Origin of the sequence: Moraxella sp. HMSC061H09 (genome assembly GCF_001809255.1) — a bacterium.
Classification (GTDB): Bacteria; Pseudomonadota; Gammaproteobacteria; order Pseudomonadales; family Moraxellaceae; genus Moraxella; species Moraxella catarrhalis.
The window spans coordinates 166435-181914 of sequence record NZ_KV796856.1 but is presented as its reverse complement, the minus strand read 5'-3'; the positions used below and the strand labels follow the sequence as shown (position 1 = coordinate 181914).

General features: G+C 42.6%; 10 protein-coding genes. All 10 read left to right on the top strand.

The window, feature by feature from the left end; all coding sequences use genetic code 11:
* Positions 1 to 16: 16 nt before the first annotated feature.
* The 10 genes from HMPREF2573_RS07310 (at position 17) to HMPREF2573_RS07265 (ending at position 15458) form a co-directional block, all read left to right on the top strand.
* Entirely contained in the window at positions 17 to 2140 is a 2124-nt protein-coding gene (locus HMPREF2573_RS07310; RefSeq protein WP_003671057.1) for a PhoX family protein, read from the top strand.
* Positions 2141 to 2267: 127 nt separating this feature from the next.
* Positions 2268 to 3209 carry a signal recognition particle-docking protein FtsY gene (ftsY, locus tag HMPREF2573_RS07305; RefSeq protein ID WP_003661250.1) on the top strand — a complete coding sequence of 314 codons (942 nt, stop codon included), beginning with the start codon at positions 2268 to 2270 and terminating at the stop codon, positions 3207 to 3209.
* Positions 3206 to 3799 carry a methylated-DNA--[protein]-cysteine S-methyltransferase gene (locus HMPREF2573_RS07300; RefSeq protein WP_003658198.1) on the top strand — a complete coding sequence of 198 codons (594 nt, stop codon included), beginning with the start codon at positions 3206 to 3208 and terminating at the stop codon, positions 3797 to 3799. The genes ftsY and HMPREF2573_RS07300 overlap by 4 nt, the downstream gene beginning before the upstream one ends.
* A 40-nt stretch (positions 3800 to 3839) precedes the next feature.
* Complete coding sequence (locus tag HMPREF2573_RS07295) at positions 3840 to 4865, top strand: quinone-dependent dihydroorotate dehydrogenase (protein ID WP_003658196.1); 1026 nt, start codon at positions 3840 to 3842, stop codon at positions 4863 to 4865.
* Between the two features lie 4 nt (positions 4866 to 4869).
* The gene (locus HMPREF2573_RS07290; RefSeq protein ID WP_003658194.1) at positions 4870 to 5382 is read left to right on the top strand and encodes a CvpA family protein; all 513 of its coding nucleotides are present in this window, start codon (positions 4870 to 4872) and stop codon (positions 5380 to 5382) included.
* A 65-nt stretch (positions 5383 to 5447) separates the two neighbouring features.
* Positions 5448 to 6977, top strand: a complete 1530-nt coding sequence (gene purF, locus HMPREF2573_RS07285; RefSeq protein ID WP_003659765.1) for an amidophosphoribosyltransferase — start codon at positions 5448 to 5450, stop codon at positions 6975 to 6977.
* A 160-nt stretch (positions 6978 to 7137) separates the two neighbouring features.
* Entirely contained in the window at positions 7138 to 8544 is a 1407-nt protein-coding gene (locus HMPREF2573_RS07280) for a lytic murein transglycosylase (RefSeq protein ID WP_003659767.1), read from the top strand.
* A gap of 245 nt (positions 8545 to 8789) precedes the next feature.
* Positions 8790 to 10778 carry an excinuclease ABC subunit UvrB gene (gene uvrB / locus HMPREF2573_RS07275; RefSeq protein ID WP_196758200.1) on the top strand — a complete coding sequence of 663 codons (1989 nt, stop codon included), beginning with the start codon at positions 8790 to 8792 and terminating at the stop codon, positions 10776 to 10778.
* 66 nt (positions 10779 to 10844) lie between these two features.
* Complete coding sequence (locus HMPREF2573_RS07270; protein ID WP_003668387.1) at positions 10845 to 11447, top strand: uracil-DNA glycosylase family protein; 603 nt, start codon at positions 10845 to 10847, stop codon at positions 11445 to 11447.
* Between the two features lie 63 nt (positions 11448 to 11510).
* Entirely contained in the window at positions 11511 to 15458 is a 3948-nt protein-coding gene (locus HMPREF2573_RS07265; RefSeq protein ID WP_070473065.1) for a UvrD-helicase domain-containing protein, read from the top strand.
* Positions 15459 to 15480 lie beyond the last annotated feature (22 nt).

Sequence of the window (15480 nt, the reverse complement as noted above, 5' to 3'; positions counted from 1 at the left end):
GCCTAAGGAAATACAGATGAATAACCCACACGATTTTATCGAAGACTCAAACTCAACCAGCAACCCAAGCTTTGCTGATATCCTAAATCAAACCGTGTCACGCCGCACCATTTTAAAAGGTGGTGCAGGCTTGACGGCTGCTGCCATGTTTGGCTCATTGCCTTTGATGGCGAGCACAAATTCCACCACGGCACCAACGAAAACAAATTTGGCACGCCCAACAAAACTTCAATTCAAAGCCGTACCTCATTATACAGGCAATGACATGAAAGTTGCCGAAGGCTACACGGCGCGTGCATTTTTGCATTTGGGTGAGCCGCTGATCGATGGCATCGAAGCGTTCCGTGACAACCGCGAACATTCAGGCGAATCATTTTTGTATCGCATGGGCGATAACCACGACGGTATGCATTTTTATGGCATGGTCAACGGCAAATTTGATCCCAATCAATCAAATCGTGCTTTGTTGGCAATCAACCATGAATATACCAACGAAAATCTACACCCAATGGGTTTCTTTACACAGGAAGATAACAATGCCGCGCCGATTTATCGAAAAAAACGCCTTGCTATGGATGTGCGTCGCGATGCTAACGCTCATGGCGTGACTGTGGTTGAGCTAAGAAAGACAGGCGATCGCTATGAAATGGTCAAAAACTCACCATTTAATAAGCGTTTTTCAAGTGCAACGACGGTAGATTTTGCAGGTGCAGCAGCAGGTAGTAAAATGCTTATCACCAAATTTGACAAATCAGGCAAAAGCACTTGGGGCATCAATAACCAATGTGGTTCAGGTATGTCACCATGGGGCACTTATCTAACCACCGAAGAAAACTTTTTAAATGTCTTTGCACGCGGTGAAGACAAAGCCAAAATCGGCACCCAAGCAGATGTCGCACTGGCTCGCTATGGCTTAAAAGAAAACAGCACAGGCGGCGGCTATTTGTGGCACACTGCTGACGATAAAGAAGGCATTGTAACTGATGAATTCAGTCGCTGGGAAGCCACTGCCAAAGCCAATGACGCAAGTGCTGATTATCGTAACGGGTTTAATGGCTTTGGATACATCGTAGAAATTGATCCATTTGATCCAAAAGCTCGCGCAGTAAAGCGCACAAGCCTGGGGCGCTTTGCTCATGAAAACTGTGCCTTTGTACCGCCTGTCGCTGGCAAGCCTGTGGTCTTTTATATGGGTGATGATGCGCGCGGTGAGTACATTTATAAATTTGTCTCTAAAGCCAAATGGTCACCAAGCGATGTGGGCAAAGGCCTAAAAGCAGGCGATAAATACATGAACAATGGCACGCTGTATGTTGCTGTGTTTAATACAGATGGTACAGGTGAATGGCGTGAGCTGTCTTATGGTAAAGTCAATCATAAAGATTATCCGTTCAAAGACCAAGCCGATGTTGTCATCAATGCTCGCTTGGCAGCCGACAGCGTAGGCGCAACCAAGATGGACCGTCCTGAGTGGATCTCGGTCAGTCCGATCACAGGCGAAGTTTATGTGACTTTGACCAACAACTCAAAGCGTACAGTTGAAGCTACCGATGCCGCCAACCCAAGAAGCTATAATAACAAAGGCAACCAACATGGTCATATCGTTCGCTGGCGTGAGCGCGGTGAGCATACCGCAACAGCGTTTGATTGGGATGTGTATTTGTTTGCTGCGCCAAATGATTTGACTGAGCAAAACTTATCCAATCTATCTGCTGAAAATGACTTGTCTTCTCCAGATGGCTTGTATTTTGATCCACGTGGTGTCTTGTGGATTCAAACGGATGACAGTGCTTATACCAAAACTACCAACTGTATGCTACTTGCAGCGCTGCCTAGCCATGTGGGTGATGGTAAAATCATGACCACAACCACAGGACGTAATACGCCTGTGGGTGCAATGGCGACTAATGATACCCTAAAAAGATTCTTTGTGGGTCCAAAAGGCTGTGAGGTCACAGGCATCACCATGACACCCGACTTCAAAACCTTATTCATCAATATCCAGCATCCTGGCGAAGACAGCCCTGATGTGACTTGGGGTGCGGTTCCAGGCGGACGCGTACCGCGCTCAGCGACAGTCATGATTACCAAAAATGATGGCGGCGTGATCTTAGGCGAATCATTACAAAACATGGCCTAATATCAGCTAATACCACCGATCCCCAAGCATGTTATGATAGGTTTTAAGGTTTTTGTGTAATGAATTTTGGGTAAATTTGTGCTACAATCAAAATCATTGAACAAAATCATAAAATGTAGGTAAGGATATGAGCGAAAACGAAAAAGGTGGCTGGTTTTCCCGCATGAAAGCTGGACTATCAAAGTCAAGTAAAAACCTATCAGAAGGGCTGGTTAATGTCTTGGTTGGTGGCAAACAGATTGATGATGAGCTGCTTGAGGAAGTTGAAGATCAGCTACTGGTTGCTGATATTGGTGTCAATGCCACCAATCGCATTATCAAAAATCTCACCGAGCAGACCGCGCGTGGCGATTTGATTTACTCGCATGCTTTGTATAAAGCACTCAAAACCGAGTTGACCGACATTTTGACGCCAAAAGTTGCACCTTTGATTATTGATACCACCAAAAAGCCCTATGTCATTTTGATGGTGGGTGTCAATGGTGTTGGTAAGACCACCACAATCGGTAAGCTTGCCAAGCGTTTACAAAATGAGGGTAAGTCGGTCATGCTTGCCGCTGGCGACACTTTTCGAGCCGCCGCCACCGAGCAGCTACAAATTTGGGGTGAGCGAAATGGCATTCCTGTCATCGCTCAAGGTCATGGCTCAGACAGTGCTTCGGTGATTTTTGATGCCATGCAGTCTGCCAAGGCAAAGGGCATTGATGTGCTTATCGCTGATACAGCAGGACGCCTACAAAATAAAACGCATCTGATGAATGAACTTGAAAAGGTTGTGCGTGTGATGAAAAAGGGCGACGAAACTGCTCCGCATGAGACGATGATCGTGCTAGATGCAGGCACAGGTCAAAACGCCATCAATCAAGTGCAAGTATTTTCAGAAGCAGTGAATTTAACTGGCATCAGTGTTACAAAGCTAGATGGGACAGCCAAAGGTGGTGTGGTATTTAATATCGCCCAAAATACGGATATTCCCATCCGTTTTATCGGCGTTGGAGAGGGTATTGACGACCTACAGCCATTTAAGCCAAAAGATTTTGTTGATGCACTTTTGGAAAAAGAAGAATGATGGCAAAAGCAGTTAGCACTAACTATCATCCACCAAGTTTTTTACCTGATTTGCCAACCATGCACCTAACTGCCAGTCACGGTAAGCTGATTTTACTTGATTGGCAAGATATCAAAACCCAAAAACTGCTCAATCAAGCCAATCAGCATGCGGTATTTATAAAACCATCCCAATTAGATATCAATCAGCCCGATCAGGCGATTCTTTTACAGACCACCGAGCAGCTTAATGAGTACTTTGATGGTACTCGCAGGAACTTTAGCATACCGCTTGATTTTTCTTATGGCACTCAATTTCAGCAACAGGTTTGGGCGGCACTGTTGACGATTGATTATGGTCAGACCATCAGCTATGCCAAGCTTGCCACACTCATTGATAAACCCAAAGCGTTTCGCGCCTGTGCCAATGCCAATGGCAAAAATCCTTTAAGCCTAATCGTTCCTTGTCACCGAGTGGTTGCATCTGATGGGGGTTTGGGTGGTTATACAGGTGGTGTTGCCATTAAAAAAGCATTATTAGATTTTGAGATGGCGTGTCACTTAAGCAAAAATAAAACACCGACTGATTTTGATTATTTATGCTATAATTAGATAATTTTAATTTCATATTTGATGGTTTAAGGAAGTGTTTATGCCTTATGCACTGTTGCGTCCGTTATTATTTAGTATGAATCCTGAGCAAGCTCACGAAAAAACGCTTCAGATGCTTGAATCTGCCAACAAAGCACATCTTTTGGGTTTTGTGTATGCTAAGCAGGCGCTACCGACTGAGTGCATGGGTATTTCTTTATTAAACCCAGTGGGCTTGGCGGCAGGTTTGGATAAAAATGGGGCGTATATTGATGCCCTAAGTGAGCTGGGATTTGGGTTTTTGGAAATTGGTACGGTCACCCCAAAGCCTCAAATGGGTAACGACAAACCTCGTTTATTCCGCATCAAAGAAGCGAACGGTATTATTAATCGAATGGGATTTAATAATCATGGCGTGGATGTGATGATTGATAATATTGAACAGGCAAAGTATCAAGGTGTTCTTGGTATCAATATCGGTAAAAATGCCACGACGCCTGTTGAAAATGCACTTGATGATTATATTTATTGTCTTGAGCGTGTTTATCCATATGCCAGCTATATCACGATTAATATTTCAAGCCCCAATACCAAAAATTTACGTAATTTACAAAGTGGCGATGCCTTATCACAACTACTTGATGGCATAAAAAACTGTCAGTTACGCTTAGCCAATGACTATGGATTTTATGTACCTTTGGCATTGAAGATTGCACCTGATTTAGATTTAAGTCAGATTGATGACATTTCTCGCACAGTGATTGATTTTGAGATTGATGGTTTGATTGCAACAAATACCACCTTATCACGCACAGGCGTTGAAGGTTTTCGTCATGGAGAAGAAGCGGGTGGGTTATCGGGTCGTCCTGTCAATCACCAAAGTACGCTGATTTTATCCCAATTTGCAGACCGTATCGCTGATAAAGTCGATTTGATTGGCGTGGGTGGTATTGAGACAGGCGAACTTGCTGTCAAAAAACTTCATGCAGGTGCTAAGGCGGTTCAGTTGTACTCTGGGCTAATTTATAAAGGTCCTGGGCTTGTGACGGATTGCGTTCAGGCACTCTCAGGTGATCGCTACGGATAATCCTATGAATGTGATTGACATTATTATCAGCATTGTTGTGCTTTTGGGTATTTGGCGTGGTTTTACTGTTGGCATGATAAAAAGCATGGCAATGCTGTTATCGTGGTTTATTGCCTTAGTGGTTGCATCAAAAACAGCAAATAGTTTTTCTCATATATTTGCCCCATGGATTGACAACCCAGTTTTACAAGTTGCCATGGCGTTTATTGTCATCATGCTGATCACTGTTTTACTTGTCGGCACAGTTGCTAGCCTATTATCACGCTCATTTAAGGCATTAAAATTGGGATTTTTGGATCGTATTGGCGGCAGTGTATTTGGTGCCGCCACTGGCATGTTAAAGGTTTTGATTGTCCTAAGTATCATCTCTCCGATATTAATGCTAACACCTGCTGCTCAGTCATCTGTACTTGTTCCAAGCCTATTGCCTTATGCACCAATGGCAAAGAATTTCTTACATAAGGCATTTGATAGTACTTGGAATCAGCTGGAAAATCCCTATAAAAATCAACGATGATAATATCATTTAACATCAATTTTTAATAATTATTAACTTATTGTTATCAATAATTTGGAGTAACTATGTGTGGTGTAATCGGCGTTATGGCGCATGAACCTGTCAATCAAATATTGTATGATGGTTTAACCATGCTACAGCACCGTGGTCAAGATGCGGCGGGTATTGTCACCTTAAAAGACAATCGCCTCTATCTGCGTAAAGATAATGGTATGGTGCGTGATGTATTCTTAAATCAACATATGACACGCTTGGTGGGCAATTGTGGTATCGGTCATGTACGCTATCCTACCGCAGGAACTTCTAGTACCGCAGAAGCTCAGCCCTTATATGTCAATTCCCCTTATGGCATTGCTTTGGCACATAATGGCAACTTAACCAATGCCGAAAAATTGGCGCGTGAGCTGTACGAAGAAGATCGCCGTCATCTCAATACTCAGTCAGATTCTGAAGTTTTGCTTAATATTTTTGCCCACGAACTTCAAAAATTTACCAAGCCTGCTTTAGAATCTGATGATATCTTTGAGGCACTGACTAAGCTGTATAAACGCTGTCAAGGTGCGTTTGGTGTGGTGGCTTTGATTACAGGTCACGGTTTGGTGGCATTTCGTGATCCTAATGGCATTCGTCCATTGGTCTATGGACGCCGATTGACCGAAAAAGGCATAGAATATATGGTCGCATCAGAGTCAGTCGCATTACAAGCGCTTGGCTTTGAGATAGTCAGAGATATCGCACCTGGTGAAGCGATTTTTATTGATCTAAACCACAGCATTCACACGCATCAGTGTGTACCTATCGAAAAAGGTCAATACACGCCTTGTATCTTTGAATATGTGTATTTTGCTCGCCCTGATTCTATTATTGATAATATCTCCGTCCACAAGGCAAGAATGCGTATGGGCGAAAAATTAGCCGATCAAATTTTGCGTGAATGGGGTGAGGATCATGGGATTGATGTGGTTATACCGATTCCAGATACCTCAAGAAATTCTGCGTTAGAGCTTGCGGTTCGCTTAAATGTCAAATACCGTGAGGGCTTTAATAAAAATCGCTATATTGGCCGCACCTTTATCATGCCAGGTCAGCAGCAGCGCAAAAAAAGCGTCCGCCAAAAATTAAATGCCGTACCATTAGAATTTAAAAACAAAAATGTGCTTTTGGTCGATGATTCAATCGTTCGTGGTACTACCTGCTATGAGATTATTCAGATGGCTCGAGATGCAGGTGCTAAAAAAGTCTTTTTTGCGTCGGCAGCGCCGCCAGTCATGTACCCCAATGTTTATGGCATTGATATGCCTGTGCGTGGTGAGCTGATTTCATCAGGCCGTAGTGTTGAAGAAGTGTGCGAGATTATCGGTGCCGATCGTTTAATTTTCCAAGACTTAGGTGATTTGATCGAAGCGGTCAAAGACACCAAACACAGCCAAGTTGACGGCTTTGATTGTTCGGTTTTTGATGGTAAATATATTGCAGGCGATATTGATGAAGTTTATTTAACTGATCTTCAAAATAAAAGAAATGACGCTGTCAAAGATAAAGGTGTCACCGTCGTCGATACACCCGTTGATATGACGGGCGTATCTGCAGTTTAATTGAAATGTCATTGAAATAAACCAAAATTTTAACCGCTAAAAAGCGCCAAAAATAGCTTCTCGGTGCTTTTTATCACAATATTTTTATTGATGTGTTTAAACACTTGAGTGATGATGCCTATTGTGATTGGTAAAAATGAGATTATTTTTGGAAGTATTTATGAAAAATCAGTCTGCCACCCATTGGGCATTATCTGTCATGACAATCAGTGTGCTTTTAAGTGCCTGTACTTCTCATGTGACACATGAGCGTGCACCAATCAAAGTTGTGCAGGTTACACCCAATCCCACACAGGTTGCACCGCCTGCTCAAGTGCCTACTCAAGCTTTGACCAAAGTACCTACCTCAACCGTTCAGCCTACGACCGCCAAACCTGCATCCGTTGTGGTACAAAAATCGGTCGTCGTACAAAAACCAGCCCCCACCAACACACCCAGCATGACCACCCAAAGTCATTATGCTACCTTTGCTGAATGGAAACATGATTTTATTCATCGTGCCTTGGCAAAAGGTATTAATGCCAATAGTTTAAATGCATTGATGGGTAATGCCACGCTCAATCAGCGTGTGATAGAGTTGGATCGTAGTCAAGCTGAATTCACCAAAATGCCCTGGGAATATGTCGAATCAGCCGCCTCTTCAAATCGCATCAGCCAAGGCAGATCCAAATTAAATGAAAATTTGAGCATATTAACCTCAGCTGAATCTATCTATGGCACACCAAAAGAGATTACCGCCGCCATTTGGGGTATGGAGTCATCATACGGTGCTGGCATGGGTAGTATGGATTTGGTCAGTGCGTTATCAAGCCTAGCGTATGATGGTCGCCGCCGTGAGTTTGCTGAAAACCAGTTACTTGCGATGCTTTTAATGATTGAGCGTGGTGATGTGGCAGCATCTCAGCTAAAAGGCTCATGGGCAGGAGGCATGGGACATACTCAATTTATCCCAACGACATGGATACAAGAGAGTATCGATGGTGATGCCAATGGTCGAAAAAACCCTTGGAATCGCCAAGATGCCTTAACTTCCACTGCAAGTTATTTGGCAAATGCTGGCTGGATTCGTGGCTTACAGCCTTTTTATGAAGTGCGATTACCAACTGGGTTTGACTTTTTACAGCTAAATAGCAAGCGTAGCCTTGATGCGTGGAAGGCATTAGGGCTGGTCAGTGCAAGCGGTGAATATTTTGGTGGCGTACATGAAGCACAATTGTGGCTACCTGCTGGTCAATATGGGCCAGCATTGCTACTCACCAAAAATTTTGAGGTCATTCGTGTTTATAACAATTCCTCAAGCTATGCTTTGGGTGTTTCTTTGCTTGCCAAAAAAATTGCCGGTGGCCATGATCTTGTTCAATCTTGGCCACGTCATGAACAGCCATTATCACGCACCCAAATCATCAATTTACAAAAAAACTTAACTGCACAAGGCTATGACACCCAAGGCATTGACGGTGTCGCTGGTAGTAATACCCGCCAAGCATTTGCACGCTGGCAAGCTGCTAATGGTCAAATACCAGATGGATTCATCAGCCAGCGTACGGCTGGTCATTTGGTCTGGTAAATTCATTGATGTCATTAACCACCTTTGGTTAAGTGATTGCCCTTGCAAAACCCCATTATCATCCCCATGGTAATGGGGTTTGATTAATTTAACTGTTTAAAGAAGAAGAAAAATCCATTATGCGACTGCCCGAAACGACCAGAGCCGAACGACAAACCAACCAACTTGCTCGTAGAATTCAAGAAAAAGCCCAGCTGACAGGCGTGAATGTCTCAGGAACACAAATCTCCAGTCAAGCATTTGAGATGGTAACCGATTTTGAGCCATCGGGCGATCAGCCAAAAGCCATCGCCGAGCTTGTAAAAGGTGTTGAAGCGGACATGCGTGGTCAACTTTTGTTGGGTGTGACAGGTTCTGGTAAAACCTACACCATGGCAAAGGTGATTGCCGAGTGCGGTCGTCCTGCCATCATCATGGCACATAATAAGACTTTGGCAGCTCAGCTATATGGTGAATTTAAGGCATTTTTTCCGAATAATGCCGTTGAATATTTTGTCAGTTATTATGATTATTATCAGCCTGAAGCCTATGTACCAGCCAGCGATACTTTTATTGAGAAAGATTCTGCCATTAACGATCATATTGACCAAATGCGACTGTCAGCAACTCGTGCCTTATTAGAGCGACGAGATGCCATCATCGTGGCATCAGTATCGGCAATTTATGGCTTGGGTGATCCTGAAAGCTACCTAAAAATGTTGCTTCATATTGTTGTTGGTGATCGAGTGCATCGTGATGCGGTAATCAAACGACTTGTTGAATTACAATACGAACGCAATGAACTGGATTTTGGGCGAGGGACTTATCGCATTCGTGGCGAAACTTTGGATATTTATCCTGCTGAAAGTGAAAGCTTGGCAGTACGCATACAGATGTTTGATGATGAAATTGAAAAAATTACTTGGTTTGACCCCTTGACGGGTAAAAATATCAAATCAGTACCACGCATTACCATTTATCCAAAATCACATTATGTCACTCCAAAAGATAAGCTAGAAGCTGCCAGTGCCACGATCAAAGAAGAGCTTGCCCAAAGGCTAGAATATTTTCGTGCTAATGATAAATTCATTGAAGCACAACGCATCAAAGAGCGTACACAGTATGATCTTGAGATGATTGGGCAGCTTGGTTATTGTAATGGTATTGAAAACTACTCTCGTCATCTGTCAGGTCGACCAGCAGGTGAAGCACCGCCAACTTTATTTGATTACATTCCCTCAGATGCACTGCTGTTTATTGATGAAAGTCATGTGACTGTGCCTCAGATTGGTGCGATGTATAAAGGCGATAAAAGCCGCAAAGAAACGCTTGTTCAATATGGGTTTCGCTTGCCGAGTGCTATGGATAATCGACCCATGAAATTTGAAGAATGGGAAAAAATTTCCCCAGCGACCATTTTTGTCTCTGCCACGCCTGCTCAATATGAGCTTGAAAAATCCGAACAAGTGGTTGAGCAGGTCGTGCGTCCAACGGGTCTTGTAGATCCGATACTTGAAATCCGCCCTGTATTAACCCAAGTTGATGATATTCTTGGTGAAATTAACCTAAAAAAATCACTCGATGAGCGGGTTTTGATTACCACACTGACCAAACGCATGGCAGAGGATTTGACCAGCTATTTAAAAGAATACGGTATTAAGGTTGCCTATTTACACTCTGATATTGACACAGTTGAGCGAATGAAAATCATTCATGAGCTGCGTACGGGTATTTTTGATGTTTTGGTAGGTATCAATTTGCTGCGTGAAGGATTGGATATGCCCGAGGTTTCTTTGGTGGCAATTTTTGATGCCGACAAAGAAGGATTTTTACGCTCAGAACGGTCGCTGATTCAAACCATTGGGCGTGCTGCTCGCCATGTGAATGGCAAGGCAATTTTATATGCAGATACAATCACGCCAAGCATGCAAAAAGCCATCGATGAAACCGAACGCCGCCGTGCCAAACAAATTGCATTTAATCAAGAACATGGCATCACACCAAAATCAGCCAGTCGTGCCATTACCGATAAGATTGATACCGGTGATGACGAAACTTCTGAAGTGGTGCAGATTGTTTTATCTCAAGCATTGGCAGGCGTGGATGAAAACATCCTACATTCGCCAAAACTACTGGCCAAAGAAATCGCTCGCTTAGAAAAACAAATGCAGGCATTATCTCGTGAGCTAAAATTTGAAGAGGCTGCCAAAGTGCGTGATACAGTCATCGCACTCAAAGAGCTGTTAGTTCAATAAAATTGATCAAATCAATTTATCACAACAATGCCTTTACTGTTTAATGATCAAGTAAAGGCAAATTTTATGTTTAATCAGCTTATGACAATCCAAACAATTCATAGACACCCTTTGCCACCATTCACACCACCCAATGCATGTGTCATGATGCTTGGCAGCTTTCCGCCACCGCCTGAGCGTTGGGCAATGCCATTTTATTATCCAAATTATAATAATGATATGTGGCGTATTTTGGGTTTGGTATTTTTTGATGATGCTAAGCGATTTATTGATAGCACGAATAAAACCTTTGATCAAGATGCTATTGAGCAATTTTTGACTAAGACGGGCATCGCCATCGGCGACACAGCCGAACAGGTGATCCGCCAAAAAGACAACGCTTCTGATCAGTTTTTACAGATTGTCACACCAGCAGATATTGAAAAGACGCTCAAGCAGTTGCCTTGGTGCCATGCATTCATCACCACAGGCAAAAAAGCGACTGAAGTTTTATGTCAGCAATTTACAAGCCAAAAAATACCAAACATTGGCGAGCAAGTACAGCTATTGATTGCCAACCGTCGCATTGATTTATATCGCTTACCATCATCATCACGGGCGTATCCTTTGGCGATTGATAAAAAAGCCGATTTTTATCGAAAGGTTTTTGAGACATTGGGCGTGCTTTAAAAAGTACAACGATTTAAGTGTATTTTTGCTAAAATACCAAGATCTTCGCAATAAGATACCGCAATGACTGATACCATCTTAACGATACCGCCAACACCGCCCAAACCCTCTGAACAAATTGCCGCCTTACAATGCACGCTTGAGCAGGCTTATTTGATTGAAGCTTCGGCAGGTACAGGCAAAACTTGGACGCTGACGGGGATTATTCTACGGCTATTAATTGAAAAAAAATATCCACCTGAGCGTATTATTGCCACAACTTTTACTCGGGCGGCGGCAGCTGAGATGCAAGAGCGTATCAGTGAGCGGCTGCACAGCTTTTATGGCTTGATGCGTTGGTTGCAAGGGATGCTAAGCACTCAGCCTGAATGGTTTAATCAGACTGCACCCATAGAGCAAATTATTACTTCTGCCAATCAGGCTGGGTATGATGCCGCCGATCCAATTAATGAGCATTTACTCAGATTTATCCTATCTCAGCAAGCAACTTTCTTAAACGAAGTGGTTTATCGCACAGGGCTTTTATTAACTTCTTTAGATAAACTATTTGTTGGTACGCTAGATAGCCTTGCTCAAAAATGGCTCAATGAATTTGCCGCCCAAATTGGGCATCAGTCTGGCATGGAGATTTTAAATAATACCGAACAAAAAGTTGCCGCCATCGTCCATGATGAGATGCGTGCCGAAGAAGTTAGGCTTAAGCACGCCCAGCCTGAATTTTATCAAATCTTTAAAGCATTTTATCCAAATTTTTTCAGCCAAGTGGATGCTGTTGTCAAGATTGTTAATAAAGCGATTAATTTTTATTCTGCACCCATTGATGAGCTTATGCCTATTAATACAGACATAAGCTTGGTCAAAGCGATGATTGATCAAATTATAACAACAGATTTTACAGGATTTACACCATATTTTGACGCCAATTTTCGCAAACAAGTAGCAATGAATCAGAGTTTAGGCTTTGGCAAACTGATTCAATATCTGCCAAATTTGCTGTCTTTAATCCAAAAACACGGCGTGCTATTTGTTCGTTTTGTGGATAATGATGCACTTAAGCTGATTGATGCAATCATAAAAGCAATGGATAAAGATTGGCAAATTTTTAATAAAAGTGCCAACCCAAGCGATATCAATCAATTTTTGGCGTTGCCACTTCAGGCTCTCAGCGATATTGCCAATGTTTATTTGACGCTAAGTGAACAAACCAATCTATACCATACGCACATCTGCCGACACATTATCCTAAGTGCAAAAAGTCAGATTGCCCAAAGGCTTGAGACACATGGTCAGACCACATTTACGCTACAAATGGTAAGATTAAATGAGGCACTTCGTAATAGTCCTGCACTGGCACGGCAGATTCGCCATCATTATCCTGTCGCTTTGATTGATGAATCTCAGGATATTAATGGGCTACAAGTTGAGCTGATTGAGCTGGTTTATCTCAATGAGATTGCCAATTATCACAAAAATCTTATCCGCTATGAGCAAATCGGTGGCGAGAAGCCAAAACTGCCACGGGGATTTTTATTGTTAGTTGGAGATCCTAAGCAGGCAATTTATCGCTTTCGTGGTGGCGATGTTACCAATTATAATTTAATTAAGCATTATGGCAACCAAGATTTGCTCATCAAAGCACCATTGATGAATCAATCGCTGTCTTTGACGGTCAATCGCCGTTCAAGCAAAGCACTGATTGAGGCACTCAATGCATGGTTTGACAATAATCATCAAGATGCTGTCGCCAATCATGCCAATTTAGGTCAAGGGATTTTTTATCAGCAGATCCAAGCACATAAAGACGGTGGCGGTATCCATTGGCAATCTGATGCCTATGCCGATTATTATGGTAAATATCCCATAGCGGTGTTGCATTTTGACCATATCGAAGCTGGTCAAAAAGCTGCACAAAGGGCTGAGCAAATTGCTCGGCATATCAATACCATTTTGCAAGGTGATCATACGCTACATGGTCAAAAGATACTGCCAAAGGATATTGCTGTACTTGGACGCACAGCTGATACGCTAGATAGGATAAAAAGTGAACTTGATCAGCTCAATATCCCAGCCATCATTCCCAAAGAGATGAATATCTTTATCACTCAAGCTGCAGATGATCTTTTGGCGTTAATTGGTGCGATACTACAACCAAATCACAGCGAAAACTTGGGTAAATTTTTGGTATCAAGCTTGGTTGGCATGACGCTTAAGCAAGCAATAAATATCATTGAACCAAATGATCAGCAGGCTTTGGATAATGACTTATCAGAAACTCAAAATCTAAAAACTCATCTTTTAGCCTACCTAAAAAAATCATATGAAAAATGGCAAAAATTTGGTGTATCATCAGCACTTGCTTATGCGCTTCACCATTCGCCCATTGATTATGATGATGACAAATCGCCTTGGCTTAAGGCAGCCACTCAAGGCGAGCGTTATTTGGTGGACCTTGAACGGCTGGTGGCTTTGGTCAGTGAGCAATCGCAGCTGCACGAGATGCGTATCATTGCTTGGTATCATAAACAGATGAACGCTGATGTTGATAGCCACAATAAGCGTCCCATTCTACCGAGCGAAAGCGGTGTTAATTTGATGACCATTCATAAATCAAAAGGGCTTGAATTCCCCATCGTGTATGTCATAGGCATGGATGAAAAGCCAAAAAATGAGAATGGGCTGACAATCTACCCTTATACTAATCACAATTTTCAGCGATGCTTAAGCTTAAGCCAAGGCAATTTGATTGATGAAAATTATTATTATCATATCAATCAGCAGGAGTTGATTGATGAAATCAGACGCTTAGGCTATGTGGCATTGACGCGTGCTTCTGAACAGCTATATATCGTGGGTGGTGATTTATCCAAAAAAACTTCAAAAGAAATGCCTTTGTATCAATGGCTTGACTGTGCAGGTGAAAAAATACTGAGCCTACCAGATCGGCTAAAAGGTTGGGTGGACTGGATAGATCTGACTGAAGCGGATTTATTTAGCCAACCTTATCAAACCAAGCTGCCCAATCTTAGCACCAAACATTATGCACCTTGGGATATGGTGATGACCAAAACCCAGTTTTTTGGAGAATATAAGACCAGCTTTAGTGCATTAATTACTCGCTTGGATAAGTCTGCCATTTCTCCTGATGAAGCAGATATTGATCAGTTGTCTGTACTGACTGACATGGCCGCATCTGATCAGTTTGATGACATTCGTACCAGCTTTTTTAAGGGCAGTTTGGCTGGTGATTTTTTGCATAAAGTCATGCAATTTTTACCGACAGATCGACTGGCATTGGCATCTTTGCACGATGCTCATCGTATCATCAGCGGGGTGATTTATGAACAAGGCAGAAAACTTGGGATTGCTGAGCGTTATTTACCCACTCGCCCCGCTCAGCAGATTGGTACACGCATCAATTCTAACGAGCATCAAGCCGATGATCATACCAAGTTGGTTGCTTGGATTTATCAGCTTGCATACGCACCTTTTAGAGCATCTCATCGCTCATTAATGTCTCTGCCAATGACTGTACAACTGCGTGAGCTTAGCTTTACACTGGGGCTTGGCGATACCTTTAGTATCACTCGCCTAAATGAGGTGTTTAAAGCACATAGCGACAAAGACTTGGTATTGCTTGACGATGACTATCATACCATGCGTTATCGTTATTTACGAGGTGAGATTGATTTGGTTTATGAGTGCGATAGGCGATTTTTTATCGTTGATTATAAATCAAATTATTTGGGTAGCACGCCTGATGAGTATCATGATCACGCCATGGCTGCAGTGATGGATAAGGTCGGCTATTGGCTACAAGCTGCTATTTATCAAGTGGCATTGCATCGACTTTTAAAGATTCGATTAAAAGACTATGTTGGCAATGAAGCAGCTTATTTGGGTGCTGTTGAATATGTCTTTTTGCGTGGCGTTCAAGAGGGCAATGAGAAGACAGGGCATTTATGTTGGCAGCCGCCATTATCTTTGATTTTAGCACTTGATGAGATTTTATAAGTTAAACTTAACGATTAATAGT